This is a genomic window from Klebsiella sp. 4_1_44FAA, from assembly GCF_000238715.1.
Classification (GTDB): Bacteria; Pseudomonadota; Gammaproteobacteria; order Enterobacterales; family Enterobacteriaceae; genus Klebsiella; species Klebsiella pneumoniae.
Genome location: NZ_JH414798.1, coordinates 282,760 through 298,357, shown reverse-complemented (window position 1 = coordinate 298,357; position 15,598 = coordinate 282,760). Strand labels below are relative to the sequence as shown.

Sequence of the window (15,598 nt, the reverse complement as noted above, 5' to 3'; positions counted from 1 at the left end):
CATGAGCTTCAACACAATCATCGACTGGAACGGCTGTAGCGCAGACCAACAACAGCAACTCTTAACGCGCCCGGCGATTTCCGCCTCCGACAGCATCAGTAAAACGGTGACGGAGATCCTGAATAACGTCAAAGCCAACGGCGACGCGGCGCTGCGCGAATACAGCGCGAAGTTTGATAAAACCACCGTCGCCGCGCTGCAGGTGAGCGAGGCGGAGATCGCCGCCGCCGGCGAGCGCCTCAGCGATGAGCTGAAGCAGGCGATGGCGGTGGCAGTGAAAAACATCGAGACCTTCCACAACGCGCAACAGCTGCAGGCGGTGGATGTCGAAACGCTGCCGGGGGTGCGCTGCCAGCAGGTCACCCGTCCTATCGCCTCCGTCGGACTGTACATTCCCGGCGGCTCAGCGCCGCTGTTCTCCACGGTGCTGATGCTGGCGACGCCGGCGCGCATCGCCGGCTGTCAGCAGGTGGTGCTCTGCTCGCCGCCGCCGATTGCCGATGAGATCCTCTATGCCGCGCAGCTGTGCGGCGTAAAAACCATCTTTAACGTCGGCGGCGCCCAGGCCATCGCCGCCCTCGCCCTCGGTACCGAGTCGGTGCCGAAGGTGGATAAAATCTTTGGCCCGGGCAACGCTTACGTCACGGAAGCCAAACGCCAGGTCAGCCAGCGTCTGGACGGCGCAGCCATCGACATGCCGGCCGGCCCGTCGGAAGTGCTGGTCATCGCCGACAGCGGCGCCAACCCGGACTTTGTCGCTTCCGACCTGCTGTCGCAGGCGGAACACGGCCCGGACTCGCAGGTGATCCTCCTGACCCCGGACGCCGACATGGGCAGCCGCGTCGCCGAAGCCGTGGAGCGCCAGCTGGCCGCCCTGCCGCGCGCGGAAACCGCCCGCGTGGCGCTCTCCGCCAGCCGGATCATCGTGGCCCGCGATCTGGCGCAGTGCGTGGCTATCTCCAACCTGTACGGCCCGGAGCACCTGATCATTCAGACCCGTCAGGCCCGCGAGCTGGTGGACAGCATCACCAGCGCCGGTTCCGTTTTTCTTGGCGACTGGTCACCGGAATCCGCGGGCGACTACGCCTCGGGCACCAACCACGTCCTGCCGACCTATGGTTACACCGCCACCTGCTCAAGCCTCGGTCTGGCCGACTTCCAGAAGCGGATGACCGTGCAGGAGCTGTCGCGCGACGGCTTTGCCGCCCTTGCCTCAACGATTGAGATCCTGGCCGCTGCCGAGCGCCTTGACGCCCACAAAAACGCCGTAACGCTGCGCGTTGCCGCCCTGAAGGAGCAAGCATGAGCATTGAAGATTTAGCCCGCGCCAACGTCCGCGCGCTGACCCCGTATCAATCCGCTCGCCGGCTGGGCGGCAAAGGCGACGTCTGGCTCAACGCCAACGAATTCCCTACCGCCGTAGCCTTCCAGCTTACCGAACAGACGCTGAACCGCTATCCGGAGCCGCAGCCGAAGGCCGTGATTGAGAGCTACGCCCGCTACGCCGAGGTCAAACCGGAGCAGGTGCTGGTCAGCCGCGGCGCCGACGAAGGCATCGAGCTGCTGATCCGCGCCTTCTGTGAGCCCGGCGAAGACGCGGTGCTCTACTGCCCGCCGACCTACGGCATGTACAGCGTCAGCGCCGAAACCATCGGCGTCGAGTGCCGCACCGTGCCGACGCTGGCCGACTGGCAGCTCGACCTGCCGGGCATCGAAGCGCGGCTGGACGGCGTGAAGGTGGTCTTCGTCTGCAGCCCGAACAACCCGACCGGGCAGATTATCGACCCGCAGTCGATGCGCGACCTGCTGGAGATGACCCGCGGCAAAGCCATCGTGGTGGCCGACGAAGCCTATATTGAATTCTGCCCGCAGGCGACGCTCGCCGGCTGGCTCAGCGACTATCCGCACCTGGTTGTGCTGCGCACGCTGTCCAAAGCCTTCGCCCTCGCCGGCCTGCGCTGCGGCTTCACCCTCGCCAACGCCGAGGTGATTAACGTGCTGCTGAAAGTGATCGCCCCGTATCCGCTCTCCACGCCGGTGGCCGATATCGCCGCCCAGGCCCTGAGCCCGGAGGGGATCGCCGCGATGCGCCAGCGCGTGGCGCAGATCCTTGACGAGCGCCGCTACCTGGTGGAACAGCTGCGCGGCATCGCCTGCGTGGAGCAGGTCTTCGATTCCGAGACCAACTATGTGCTGGCGCGGATAACTGCCTCCAGCGCAGTGTTTAAATCTTTGTGGGATCAGGGCATTATCTTACGTGACCAGAATAAACAACCTTCATTAAGCGGCTGTTTGCGTATCACTATCGGTACCCGTGCCGAGAGCCAGCGCGTGATTGACGCCTTGACTGCGGAGAATGTATGACCCAGAAGTATCTCTTTATTGACCGTGACGGCACACTGATTTCCGAACCGCCGGAGGATTTCCAGGTGGACCGGTTCGACAAGCTGGCGTTTGAACCGCAGGTGATCCCGGCGCTGCTGAAGCTGCAGCAGGAAGGCTATAAGCTGGTGATGATCACCAATCAGGATGGCCTGGGAACCGACAGTCTGCCGCAGGAAGCGTTTGATGGCCCGCACAACCTGATGATGCAGATCTTCGCCTCGCAGGGCGTTAACTTTGAAGAGGTGCTGATTTGTCCGCACTTCCCGGGCGACAACTGCGCCTGCCGCAAGCCAAAAACGCAGCTGGTGCTGCCGTGGCTGGAAGAGGGCGTGCTGGATAAAGCCCACAGCTATGTGATTGGCGACCGGGCCACCGACCTTGAGCTGGCGGATAACATGGGAATTACCGGTCTGCGCTATGACCGCGAGACGCTCGACTGGCCGACCATCTGCGAGCAGCTGACCCGCCGCGACCGCTATGCCCACGTCGAGCGCATCACCAAAGAGACCCAGGTGGATGTGAAAGTGTGGCTGGACCGCGAAGGCGGCAGCAAGATCCACACCGGCGTCGGCTTTTTTGACCATATGCTCGACCAAATCGCCACCCACGGCGGCTTCCGCATGGAGGTTAACGTCGGCGGCGATCTGTACATCGACGATCACCACACGGTGGAAGATACCGGCCTGGCCCTCGGCGAAGCCCTGAAGCTGGCCCTTGGCGACAAGCGCGGCATCAATCGCTTCGGCTTCGTGCTGCCGATGGACGAGTGTCTTGCCCGCTGCGCGCTGGATATCTCCGGCCGTCCGCACCTGGAGTATAAGGCGGACTTCACCTATCAGCGCGTCGGCGATCTGAGCACCGAGATGGTGGAACACTTCTTCCGCTCGCTCTCCTACACCATGGCGGTGACCCTGCACCTGAAAACCAAGGGCAAGAACGATCACCACCGCGTGGAGAGCCTGTTCAAAGCCTTTGGCCGTACGCTGCGCCAGGCGATCCGCGTCCAGGGCGATGCCCTGCCGTCTTCCAAAGGGGTGCTGTAATGAATGTGGTGATCCTTGATACCGGCTGCGCCAACCTCAATTCGGTGAAATCGGCGATTGGCCGCCACGGCTATGAGCCGGTGGTCAGCCGCGATCCGGAAGTGGTATTGCGTGCCGATAAACTGTTTCTTCCCGGCGTCGGCACCGCCCAGGCGGCGATGGATCAGCTGCGCGACCGCGAGCTGATCGACCTGATCAAAGCCTGTACCCAGCCGGTGCTGGGGATTTGCCTGGGCATGCAGCTGCTCGGCAAGCGCAGCGAGGAGAACAACGGCGTCGATCTGCTGGGCATTATCGAAGAAGATGTGCCGAAGATGACCGACCACGGTCTGCCGCTGCCGCACATGGGCTGGAACCGGGTGTATGCCAAAGCTGGCGATCGGCTGTTCCGCGGCATTGAAGAAGGCGCGTATTTCTACTTCGTGCACAGCTACGCCATGCCGGTCAACCCGTACACCATCGCCCAGTGCAATTACGGCGAGGCGTTCACCGCCGCGGTGCAGAAAGATAACTTCTTTGGCGTGCAGTTCCACCCGGAGCGCTCCGGGAGCGCCGGGGCGCAGCTGCTGAAAAACTTCCTGGAGATGTGATGATTATTCCTGCTTTAGATTTAATCGACGGCACCGTCGTTCGTCTCCATCAGGGCGATTACGGCCAGCAGCGCGACTATGGCAGCGATCCGCTGCCGCGCCTGCAGTCCTATGCCGCTCAGGGAGCGGAAGTCCTGCACCTGGTCGACCTGACCGGGGCGAAGGATCCGGCGAAGCGCCAGATCCCGCTGCTGAAATCGCTGGTCGCCGGGGTTGACGTCCCGGTGCAGGTCGGCGGCGGCGTGCGGACCGAAGCGGATGTCGCGGCCCTGCTTGAGGCCGGCGTCGCCCGCGTGGTGGTCGGCTCCACCGCGGTGAAATCCCCGGACGAAGTGAAAGGCTGGTTCAAACGCTTTGGCCCAGAACGGCTGGTGCTCGCCCTCGACGTGCGTATCGACGCCGACGGCAATAAGCAGGTGGCGGTCAGCGGCTGGCAGGAAAACTCCGGCGTGACGCTGGAGGAGCTGGTGGAAAGTTATCTGCCGGTCGGCCTGCAGCACGTGCTGTGCACCGATATCTCCCGCGACGGCACGCTGGCAGGCTCTAACGTCTCGCTGTACGAGGAAGTCTGCGCCCGCTACCCGCAGGTGGCGTTTCAGTCATCCGGCGGCATCGGCGATCTTAATGATATTGCCGCCCTGCGCGGCACCGGGGTGCGCGGCGTGATTGTCGGTCGCGCGCTGCTGGAAGGTAAATTCAACGTAACGGAGGCCATTCAATGCTGGCAAAACGGATAATCCCCTGCCTCGACGTCCGCGACGGCCAGGTAGTGAAAGGCGTGCAGTTCCGTAATCACGAGATCATTGGCGACATCGTCCCGCTGGCCAAGCGCTATGCCGACGAAGGGGCCGACGAACTGGTGTTCTATGATATCACCGCCTCCAGCGACGGTCGGGTGGTCGACAAGAGCTGGGTGTCGCGCGTGGCGGAAGTAATCGATATTCCTTTCTGCGTGGCGGGCGGGATCAAGTCGCTGGAAGACGCGGCGCAGATCCTCTCCTTCGGCGCCGATAAGATCTCGATTAACTCCCCTGCTCTCGCCGACCCGACGCTGATCACCCGCCTTGCCGACCGCTTTGGCGTGCAGTGTATCGTGGTGGGGATTGATACCTGGTTTGATGCAGAGACCGGCAAGTATCACGTCAACCAGTATACCGGCGACGAGAGCCGCACCCGGGTGACGCAGTGGGAAACCCTCGACTGGGTGGAGGAAGTGCAGAAGCGCGGCGCAGGCGAGATCGTTCTCAATATGATGAACCAGGACGGGGTGCGCAACGGTTACGACCTGCAGCAGCTGGCGAAGGTTCGCGCGGTCTGCCACGTCCCGCTGATCGCCTCCGGCGGCGCGGGCACTATGGAACACTTCCTCGAAGCCTTCCGCGACGCCGACGTTGACGGCGCGCTGGCGGCTTCGGTATTCCACAAACAGATTATTAATATTGGCGAACTGAAAGCGTACCTGGCGGCACAGGGCGTGGAGATAAGGGTATGTTGACTGAACAGCTGGACTGGGAAAAAACGGAACGGCATGATGCCGGCCATCGTGCAGCACGCCGTATCCGGCGAAGTGCTGATGCACGGCTACATGAACAAGGAGGCGCTGGAGAAAACCGAAGCCACCGGCAAGGTCACCTTTTACTCGCGCACCAAGCAGCGGCTGTGGACCAAGGGTGAAACCTCGGGCCATGTCCTCAACGTGGTGAGCATCACGCCGGACTGTGACAACGATACACTGCTGGTGCTGGTAAACCCGATCGGGCCGACCTGCCACAAAGGCACCACCAGCTGCTTCGGCGAAACCGGCCACCAGTGGCTGTTCCTCTATCAGCTGGAGCAGCTGCTGGCCGAGCGTAAACACGCCGACCCGGAGAGCTCCTACACGGCGAAGCTGTATGCCAGCGGCACCAAGCGTATTGCGCAGAAAGTGGGGGAAGAAGGCGTGGAGACCGCGCTGGCCGCCACCGTGAACGACCGCTTCGAGCTGAAGAATGAGGCGTCGGACCTGATGTATCACCTGCTGGTGCTGCTGCAGGACCAGGGGCTGGATCTCGGGGAAGTGATTGATAATTTAAGAGCACGGCATAGGTAATATAAGACATGGCGGTTATAAAACCGCCATTAATTACTCTTTCTAAATGAACCCTTCACGCAGCCCTCGAAATACTCCCCCAATATCCTTTACAACCTAATATTTGAGATGTGAATTGGATTCACATGACAGATGTAGTTTGTTAGAATGCTGCCGCCTTTAACATCCAATTGGAACGCTAGCGGAGTATATAATGCCAAGTTCAGGCCCATTATGGCAACTAATGAAATATGGGTTAGTTGGGATAGTCAATACACTAATTACGGCAGTTGTAATTTTCCTGCTAATGCATTTGGGTCTTGGCATTTATCTGTCCAATGCGATGGGTTATGTTGTAGGTATTGTTTTCAGCTTCATAGCAAACACAATATTTACATTTACGCAACCAATTAGCATCAATAGACTAATAAAATTTTTATGTGTTTGCTTCATTTGTTATGTGGCAAATATCATTGTCATAAAAATATTTTTCGTTTTTATGCCAGAAAAAATATATTCAGCACAAATCCTTGGGATGTTCACATACACTATCACAGGTTTTATTTTAAACAAGTTCTGGGCGATGAAATGACAACCTCAACTGATATAAAAAGCACTCCTTCTTTAGCTATTGTGGTACCTTGCTATAATGAACAAGAGGCTTTTCCTTTCTGTCTCGAAAAGCTTTCGAATGTACTAAATTCATTGATAGCCAGAAATAAAATTAACAACAATAGTTATCTTTTGTTTGTCGATGATGGTAGTCGTGACAATACTTGGGCACAAATTAAAGATGCCTCGACCGCTTATCACTATGTGCGAGGAATAAAATTATCAAGAAATAAAGGACATCAAATTGCCTTAATGGCAGGGTTACGCTCGGTCGATACAGACGTAACCATTAGCATCGATGCGGATCTACAAGATGATGTAAATTGCATCGAAAAAATGATTGACGCTTACAGCCAGGGATATGACATAGTATACGGCGTAAGATGTAATCGAGACAGTGACACTTTTTTTAAACGTACAACAGCTAATGCATTTTACGCAATAATGTCCCACATGGGTGTAAATCAAACTCCAAATCATGCAGATTATCGATTATTAAGTAATCGTGCGTTGGAGGCTCTTAAACAATATAAAGAGCAAAATATATATTTACGTGGATTAGTGCCTCTTGTGGGATACCCCTCGATTGAGGTGCAATATAGCCGTGAAGAAAGAATTGCAGGTGAATCAAAATATCCAATAAAAAAAATGCTTGCGCTGGCTCTCGAGGGAATTACCTCATTATCAGTTACACCGTTACGAATTATAGCTATGACAGGTTTTATAACTTGCATCATATCTACCATCGCTGCTATTTATGCTTTAATTCAAAAAACAACAGGTACTACAGTTGAGGGATGGACATCAGTCATGATCGCTATATTCTTTCTTGGCGGTGTGCAAATGCTTTCTTTAGGTATTATAGGAGAATATGTCGGGAAAATTTATATAGAGACGAAAAATAGACCTAAATATTTCATTGATGAAAGCGTAGGTAATCATAGCAATGGAAAATAATATGCAAAATCTGATCAATTCTTTAGCAGAGGGAAATAAAAAAACGTTTACATTTTTTATTTCTTTCTGATTATGTTAACATTTTCACCGGTAATTTTCTTTTCATATGCATTTTCAGACGACTGGTCAACATTCTTTGATGCTATAACAAGAAACGGTTCTTCGTTTCAGTGGGATGTTCAATCTGGTCGTCCCGTTTATGCTGTGTTCCGTTACTATGGACAAATGTTAATTAATGATATTTCTTCATTTTCGTATTTGCGGCTTTTTAATATATTAAGTCTGGTTGTCTTAAGTGGTTTTGTTTACAACTTCATAGACAGCAGAAAAATATTTGATAACCCCGTATTCAAAGTAATATTTCCGCTGTTAATTTGCTTACTCCCTGCGTTTCAAGTTTATGCTTCATGGGCAACATGTTTCCCGTTCACTATTTCAGTATTGCTGGCAGGTATTAGTTATAATAAATGTTTCCCACATTCGAAGCAGCGATCGTCATTGCCAGAAAAATTAGCATCCATTGTTGTTTTATGGGTGGCATTTGCAATATATCAACCGACGGCAATTACATTCTTATTCTTTTTTATGCTTGATAGTTGTATAAAAAAAGAAAGTAGTTTAACTGTGAAAAAAGTTGCGACATGTTTTATCATTTTAGTTATCGGTGTTGCAGGCAGTTTTATAATGTCAAAAGTACTTCCTGTCTGGCTATATGGGGAATCATTATCGAGATCCGAGTTAACCGCAGATATCGGTGGAAAGATGAAATGGTTCATAAATGAATCACTAATAAACGCTGTAAATAACTATAACATACAACCAGTAAAAATATATTCTTGGTTCTCCTCGCTTGCAATTTTAATCGGCTTATACACTATTTTAGTGGGAAAATCAGGCAGATGGAAAACGTTCATAGTCATAGCGATCGGGATAGGTTCCTACGCTCCAAATTTAGCGACAAAAGAGAATTGGGCAGCATTCCGCTCATTAGTGGCCTTAGAACTTATTATATCAACTCTATTTCTTATTGGCATAAATAGCCTTGTCAGTAGAATTTTTAAGCAAGCATTTGTCTGGCCCCTTATCACTTTAACAATTATGATAATAGCTCAGTATAATATTATAAATGGATTTATTATTCCTCAACGCTCTGAAATTCAGGCACTTGCTGCGGAAATAACTAATAAAATACCTAAGAATTACACAGGAAAATTAATGTTCGATCTCACAGATCCTGCTTACAATGCCTTTACAAAAACACAGAGATATGATGAGTTTGGGAATATTTCATTAGCAGCGCCCTGGGCGCTCAAAGGTATGGCTGAAGAGATCAGAATTATGAAAGGATTTAATTTCAAACTATCTAACAACGTTATAATTTCTGAGACCAATCGATGTATTGATGATTGTATGGTTATCAAAACGTCAGATGCAATGCGAAGGTCAACGATAAATTATTAGTAATTTCTGTGCCGCCCTCATTTTTTATGGGGGCGCTATTACAGTAATCATAAAACACGCATTTAAATACTAGTCTTTGCTTGAGAGTAGTTTAAGAAACTTTGTTTGAATAGTCTTTAGTTCTTCATTGTAATTTTCGAGAATTTTATTATCTGCTTTAATAGCTAAATTCTCCCTATTCATAGAAGCAATCATTTCGTCCTTTTGTTGAAGTTGCTGTTTTATCTCCTCAACTTCGTTTTGTAAGGTCAAAATATTTCGTTGGGCATCCTCTAATTCATTAAGAACCCGATCTTTTAATGAAAAAAGATACTCTTCAGCAGACATATCAGCGATTCGTCGATAAGCAGAAAGAATAAACTCATCATAAAAGTCTTCATTATTGATATCAAAACTGCTGATGAATAATTTGACATCTTGAAACAGTTTATTAAAGGCTTCACCCGATAGCGTATTTAAGTGCCACTCAAGGAATACGACAATGTAATTATAAAAATCCCTTTGTCGCTTTTGCATCATGCCATTTTTAAAAAGAAAATCCCTTAGAGCAACAAGAGCATCAAGTGCGCAATGATAGGAAACGGAGCGAGTTGAAGACAATGATGTTTTTCGATTAATCGTATGAGCAATCAATATTTCATCAAGAATAGTTACCTTTTCGGCACTAAGCATAGATGCACACACAAAAAACAGATCATTTGATGTTCTTAAATCTTGGTAGCTCAACGAGTGCTGAATAATAAATTCACGTCGGAATAGTTTGTCCCATGGCCACCATATAAATGCCCTGAAAAAGTCTCGCTCAATATCTCCAGGCGAGAAAACTGCTTTTTCAGGTAATAAATCTTTTCGAATTGAATCTGGCATTGGAGCATACTGGAGAGATTGTAGATTAAATGAGCGGCTTCTGCATACAACGATATCTGCCCCTGATAGCTCCGCACATTCAGACATGTGCTTCAACATGTTCGTATCGACATAATCATCATCATCAAGAAATATTATATATTCTCCCTTTGCTTCTGAAAGACCTATATTACGTGATATGCCAGCTCCAATATTTACAGCGTTATCAATAATTCGTATTCTTTCATCGCTGGATGCAATCTCCTTAAGGATATCTAATGTATTATCACTCGAATGATCATTGATTATTATAATTTCAATTTCATACAATGACTGTGAAACAATGTTTTTTAGAGTATCTGCAATATACTCTTCGGCGTTGTAAACAGGAATAACGACCGAAACAATTATATCACTTTTTTCATGAGCCATAAAAATACCATTAGTAGTAAATTGAATTAAATTATATAAACATTACTATTATCAATATGAAGGTTTTTCGCAATAATAAATGTGAAACCTACACATCATCGAACTACATCATGATATATTTGCAATGTTTTATCGATAATCATAACACTAGAAAATTTATCTTGTATACGTTTCCTCCCCTTAATACCCATTTCAACGCGTGCTTTAGGATTGCTAAGCAAAAAGGCAAGTTTATCAGCCAGCTCTTCAGGTGAATTGCTTTTAACAATAATTCCATTATCGTTATCAATAATAAGGCTATCACAACCACCAACATCATAAGCAATACAAGCGCGACCCACAGAAGATGCTTCCAGAAGAATTCGCGGAACACCTTCAGAATAAACTGACGGCAAAGCAACGATATTTGATTGCTCAATAAGATCGCAAACGTTATTCGAACGACCTAACCAGTTAATTAATCCTTGCTGATGCCAATTTTCAATGACCTGAAGGGAAATTGCATCTTTATCATTTTCGACCAGAATTCCAGCAACATTCAAAGTAAAGTGAATATTCTTACTGCGTAATATTTTCTTCGCTTCGATTAAGTCGCCCAGTCCTTTACTCCACAACATACGACTGGCAAACAATACAACAGGGACATCGTGATTCTGTTCAAGAGAATATTTGTATATCTCTGGATTAATGCCTGCACCATCAATAACAATAGTCTGTTGTTCTTCGAGTCCAACCAACTTAGCCAGTTTTTTTCTGTCACGGTCATGTTCAAACATAAATATACAGCGCTTATTACTGGCAATATATTTATATGCAGCAATAGTAAACTGCCGCAACAATTTTAAAGGCATGCTGTCTGAAGAAAATACTCTTCCAAGCCCAACAAAACTTACGATGACCGGCAGATTAAATTTCTTCGCGAGCACACCACCAATCAAACATGGCTTGATAGTGATGCAATGCAAGAGATCCGGTTTTATATTTTTAATAATTTTTTGCACATCATGGTAAGTACGAAAGAAAACTAATGCATTAAAAGATTGAGCATCAAGAGTAACATTATGGCAAATAAAGCCGAATGTTTTGAATTTATTTATTATGTTGTCATCAATAAAATGGCTGATGATGTGAATCTCATAACCTGCATCACGGGAGGCGATGGCACGATCGATCCAGTGTAAATCGAAGTACCAATCCGAATTTATGAAATAACACAATTTTCTCATTGCTATGCCCACTTAATGATACTTACCACTAATACCTTTTATGCCATGTGAAATTCCACGAAGAATAAATTTCATATAGGAATATTTTTGACGTTGCCATGGCAGGATTAATATATATTTTAGGATGCGTATCGCTATCGCTGAATTGCTATACACGCCATTTTTCTGGAATATTTTCTTGGACAGGATCAAATTACGGCATAGATAGTAAACCTTCCATTCAGGTGCAATAAGTTTGCCCTGAATACTCACATCATGATAAAAAAGCAACTCCGGGCTATACATAATTTGCTCACCAGCTAATGATAGCTGATAGCCAAAGTAAAGATCATCAAAGTAGATAAAGAGCTGTTCGCGAATGTAGTCAAGACTGGTCGCAAGCAGATCACGATGTATGACCATCCCAACAAATGAAACCGTTTGTACGAACATAGAACGATTAGCTGCCGGGATAAACTCTCCAGGGTAGCGTAAATAGCGTACAGTGTCGCCAAGGGAAGTTGGCACACGCGAGAACGGCATATTCATCGGACACGGTTTTCCTTGCGGATCTTTCACCAGTCCACTAAATACCCGACATCCCCGCTTATCCAGCTGTGAAAAGGACTTCAACGTGTCTGGATAGGGGTAAGCATCATCATCGTAGAAAAATACCCAATCACTTGCCAGCTGTTCACAGATATACTGACTACCGGTTTTAAAGCCCCCCGCCCCACCGGTATTCTCGGTGAGGGTTAATACAATGACTCGCGTATCAACAATTGACGAAAGCCAGGCTTGGGTCCCATCCGTGGACCCGTTATTGACAATAACAATATTAGTGAATTCAAGTTTGAGGGTCTCTTCAACGGTTTTTTTCAGTTTACCGAGCCGATTGAATGTCACTATCAATGCCGTATATTTCATCGTACAGAAACCGTAAACACAGGCATTGGCTGATTTTCAGTGAGTGAATTTAAATAGACTTCTGCCGTTTTCAATGCTTCGGCGATGGTCACATCCATATCAAGGTAACGGTAGGTTCCAAGACGACCGACAAAAGTGATGTTGGTTTCATTCTCGGCCAGTGACAAATATTTTTCAAGAAGGGCCATCTCTCCCATCTGGCGAATAGGATAGTAAGGTATATCATTTTCTTCACAAGCACGGCTATACTCTTTATAACAAACAGACCCGTCGTGTTGTTCCCAGGGAGAAAAATATTTATGTTCAGTGATGCGAGTATAGGGCACATCCACAGAACAATAGTTCATCACTGCGCATCCCTGGTAATCACCCTGATAGATAAACTTTTTAAAATCTAATGTTCGATAGCCCAGACGGCCATATTGGTAGCCATAAAACGCATCTAATGGACCGCTATAGAATACGTGATCGTAATGAGTTCGCTCTTCAACGATAAATTCCCGCTGTAAGTCAACCTTGATATTCTCATGATTGAGAATGGACTTAATCATCTGCGTATAACCACATTTCGGCATGCCCTGAAATTTGTGGTTAAAATAATTATCATCATAGTTAAAACGAACAGGAAGACGTTTAAGAATAGATGCGGGCAGTTCCGAGGGTTGCATCCCCCACTGTTTAATCGTATATCCTTTAAAAAAGGCCTCATATAACTCTTTACCAATAAAGCGTAACGCTTGCTCTTCAAAAGTTTGTGGATCAGCAATAGTGCTGTCCCCTTTCTCAGCAATGAGCGCTCTGGCCTCATCAGGCGAACAAGTTTTTGAGAAAAACTGATTGATAGTATGCAAATTAATAGGTAGGGAAAATACCTGCCCATTAACTGTCGCTTTAACCCGGTTCACATAGGGCATCATCTCTGCATGCTTATTGACATAGTTCCACACTGTTTCATTGTCAGTATGGAAAATATGGGGTCCATAAACATGTACCATCACATTCGTTTCAGAGTCGCGTGCATCATAGGAATTTCCCCCAATATGATCACGCTGATCGATAATGTGGACTTGATGTCCCTTCTCAGCAAGTTGGCGACCGATAACTGCACCAGAGAAGCCAGCACCTACGATCAATATTTTTTTACTTTTCATCTGTTGTCTCTTTTATTATCCAAGAATAGCACGGCGTACTTTGTAATAATATTTAGTCATCATGTTTCTTCTTGACGTGCCTATTGGTGCATATTTATTAACATAAGGCATCAGTACGTTCTTGATTTTGGTCTGGAACAAGATTTGTTGTTGCTGCTCGCTATGGGTTAAACCAATCGAAGCCGCTAACGACATCTGACGTTTATAGATTTCCATCTCCCATGGAGTGTTAACGATGTTCTCAATAAAGTCGTCATAAAAATCGACTTTTTCGGTATTCCATGGTTTGTTCTCACCCGCATAATGAATCATTTTAGGCTTCTTGCGAGCTGCTAAAAATTTCATATACGTTGCAAACTTAAGATTAGGGAAGAAATCATCCGTGTTGCCATTACCATGATAAACGTTCCACTCTAATGGCAGAAATGTGACTCGAGAGTAGAATACTTTATTCATGATATCCTGGTCGAGGAACCAGTATTTCTTTGCCTTTAATACCCGCATCAATTCAGCAAAAGTATTTTCTTCGACCATTTGTTTGACATTAAAAACAATAATCCCTGCCTGAAAATATTCATCAGGGTTATTCATGTTTAAGGTTTTCTGTAAATATTCGCCTGCCGGCATAACGCCATCATCTGATGCCGACATTGCAGAAAATTTTACAAAACCTTCCATGACGATATCCTTAACCGCTGCAACTAAATTATTGCCCAGAGGGATATCAAGCAGTTCACCCAGGTCAGCCTTTACAACGGTATCCGAATCAATAAATACGACTTTATCGTATCGTCTGAACAGCTGAGGAATAAAAAGACGGGCATACGTTGATGCGCTAAAATGCGCTCGGGTATGCACACCGTTAATTTCAGTGAAGGCATTAACGTCAAAAAAACGAAGAGAAATATTCGGATGAGCAGAGGTTAGATTTACCAACCGCGTTTTATTCAAATAGCTAACTTTGTTTTCGAGTACGACGATATCATAATTTTTATTTTTGTCCGCATGTCGGATAATGGAATTAATTAATGCGCCACCGCTGATTGCGTAATTATCATCGAAACTGATAACCACTGGAACCGCAGAATCAAAAACTGGATTCAGTGCACCATTGAATGTTTCATTGCTGACAAAGGTACGCTGTAATTCTTTTACCTTAAGCTCACCATCTTGTTGCAGCTTAATTATGTAAATATTAAACAGCCGTTCAGCTATATGCCCAATAACGCGTTTTTCCTGGGCATTATAATTGTTCATCGAGATGGCATCTTCGAGATTATCCAGAATGGAAAAGAGCCACTCAGAATAGTCAACAAAAATATCTTTGCGCATGACAAACATATTTGTGTAATAGCCATCACTGGCATCATTAAACGTTTTTATTGCCGTGCTATACTCTGGATATAGTTTTTCAACGATGGCAATGGCTGCCTGATAATCACGAATGTGTAAGTATTCACCTCGTTCATAGTGATCGTAATTATTTTTACTTCCCGCCGCAGTGACAGACCATTTTTTTGGCAGCAAGATGTCAATACCTTCGACACACCGTTGAATTGTTTCTTCGTTTAATCCAAAGATCTTCTCATATTCTTCATCAATGTATGGATGGTTCACGACCCCCCAGGTATCCTCAGAAAATGTTTGTTTTTCGGAAAAATTAAGATGACGGCGATAGTGCATGAAACCGACATAGTCTGCCAGCTCTTCGTTTTTCCAAACCCAATAATGCGCAGTTAGTTCGCAATAAAACGGATTCTTAAAGGAAATATTATCGCCAGTGTCATCTCCAGGGCAACCAATTTCATTATAAGAATTTGCTTTGCCGACATGCAGAGGTTTGATAATTGCAGCATTAAGAAAAGCACTAGGCTTATGGTGGCTGGTATAGATTTTAACGCTATTGTTCATTATATTACCC

General features: G+C 47.3%; 14 protein-coding genes and 1 pseudogene. 10 read left to right on the top strand and 5 right to left on the bottom strand.

From position 1 onward, the window contains the following. The first annotated feature begins 1 nt into the window (after position 1). The 10 genes and pseudogenes from hisD (at position 2) to HMPREF1024_RS24150 (ending at position 9,116) form a co-directional block, all read left to right on the top strand. Complete coding sequence (gene hisD / locus HMPREF1024_RS24105; protein WP_009307478.1) at positions 2 to 1,306, top strand: histidinol dehydrogenase; 1,305 nt, start codon at positions 2 to 4, stop codon at positions 1,304 to 1,306. After that, entirely contained in the window at positions 1,303 to 2,364 is a 1,062-nt protein-coding gene (gene hisC / locus HMPREF1024_RS24110; RefSeq protein WP_004149000.1) for a histidinol-phosphate transaminase, read from the top strand. The genes hisD and hisC overlap by 4 nt, the downstream gene beginning before the upstream one ends. Continuing rightward, complete coding sequence (hisB, locus tag HMPREF1024_RS24115; protein WP_004144133.1) at positions 2,361 to 3,428, top strand: bifunctional histidinol-phosphatase/imidazoleglycerol-phosphate dehydratase HisB; 1,068 nt, start codon at positions 2,361 to 2,363, stop codon at positions 3,426 to 3,428. Before hisC ends, hisB begins: the two co-directional genes overlap by 4 nt. Next, a complete protein-coding gene (hisH, locus tag HMPREF1024_RS24120) occupies positions 3,428 to 4,018 on the top strand; it encodes an imidazole glycerol phosphate synthase subunit HisH (protein WP_009307475.1) in 591 nt (196 codons plus the stop codon). The genes hisB and hisH overlap by 1 nt, the downstream gene beginning before the upstream one ends. Next, a complete protein-coding gene (gene hisA / locus HMPREF1024_RS24125; RefSeq protein WP_009307473.1) occupies positions 4,018 to 4,755 on the top strand; it encodes a 1-(5-phosphoribosyl)-5-[(5-phosphoribosylamino)methylideneamino]imidazole-4-carboxamide isomerase in 738 nt (245 codons plus the stop codon). Before hisH ends, hisA begins: the two co-directional genes overlap by 1 nt. Then, on the top strand, positions 4,737 to 5,513 hold the full coding sequence (hisF, locus tag HMPREF1024_RS24130) for an imidazole glycerol phosphate synthase subunit HisF (RefSeq protein WP_004180497.1): 777 nt from the start codon (positions 4,737 to 4,739) through the stop codon (positions 5,511 to 5,513). The genes hisA and hisF overlap by 19 nt, the downstream gene beginning before the upstream one ends. Continuing rightward, a pseudogene (hisIE, locus tag HMPREF1024_RS24135) lies at positions 5,507 to 6,107 on the top strand (bifunctional phosphoribosyl-AMP cyclohydrolase/phosphoribosyl-ATP diphosphatase HisIE). Before hisF ends, hisIE begins: the two are co-directional and overlap by 7 nt. A 193-nt stretch (positions 6,108 to 6,300) precedes the next feature. Beyond that, positions 6,301 to 6,678 carry a GtrA family protein gene (locus HMPREF1024_RS24140; RefSeq protein ID WP_004198893.1) on the top strand — a complete coding sequence of 126 codons (378 nt, stop codon included), beginning with the start codon at positions 6,301 to 6,303 and terminating at the stop codon, positions 6,676 to 6,678. Next, positions 6,675 to 7,655, top strand: a complete 981-nt coding sequence (locus tag HMPREF1024_RS24145) for a glycosyltransferase family 2 protein (RefSeq protein WP_009307467.1) — start codon at positions 6,675 to 6,677, stop codon at positions 7,653 to 7,655. Before HMPREF1024_RS24140 ends, HMPREF1024_RS24145 begins: the two co-directional genes overlap by 4 nt. 72 nt (positions 7,656 to 7,727) lie before the next feature. Next, positions 7,728 to 9,116, top strand: coding sequence for a hypothetical protein (locus tag HMPREF1024_RS24150; protein ID WP_009307465.1), 1,389 nt, complete (start codon positions 7,728 to 7,730; stop codon positions 9,114 to 9,116). Positions 9,117 to 9,185: 69 nt separating this feature from the next. On the opposite strand, the gene HMPREF1024_RS24155 is transcribed toward HMPREF1024_RS24150, so the two are convergent. The 5 genes from HMPREF1024_RS24155 to HMPREF1024_RS24175 all read right to left on the bottom strand — a co-directional run bounded on the left by HMPREF1024_RS24155 (position 9,186) and on the right by HMPREF1024_RS24175 (position 15,588). After that, positions 9,186 to 10,394, bottom strand: a complete 1,209-nt coding sequence (locus tag HMPREF1024_RS24155) for a glycosyltransferase family 2 protein (RefSeq protein ID WP_009307464.1) — start codon at positions 10,392 to 10,394, stop codon at positions 9,186 to 9,188. A gap of 95 nt (positions 10,395 to 10,489) precedes the next feature. After that, the gene (locus tag HMPREF1024_RS24160) at positions 10,490 to 11,632 is read right to left on the bottom strand and encodes a glycosyltransferase family 4 protein (protein ID WP_025987645.1); all 1,143 of its coding nucleotides are present in this window, start codon (positions 11,630 to 11,632) and stop codon (positions 10,490 to 10,492) included. Beyond that, positions 11,633 to 12,526: a glycosyltransferase gene (locus HMPREF1024_RS24165; protein WP_004180501.1), complete on the bottom strand. Its 894-nt coding sequence runs from the start codon at positions 12,524 to 12,526 to the stop codon at positions 11,633 to 11,635. Next, entirely contained in the window at positions 12,523 to 13,677 is a 1,155-nt protein-coding gene (rfbD, locus tag HMPREF1024_RS24170; RefSeq protein ID WP_004207468.1) for a UDP-galactopyranose mutase, read from the bottom strand. The genes HMPREF1024_RS24165 and rfbD overlap by 4 nt, the downstream gene beginning before the upstream one ends. A 15-nt stretch (positions 13,678 to 13,692) precedes the next feature. Next, positions 13,693 to 15,588, bottom strand: coding sequence for a DUF4422 domain-containing protein (locus HMPREF1024_RS24175; RefSeq protein WP_009307462.1), 1,896 nt, complete (start codon positions 15,586 to 15,588; stop codon positions 13,693 to 13,695). Between the last annotated feature and the right edge of the window lie 10 nt (positions 15,589 to 15,598).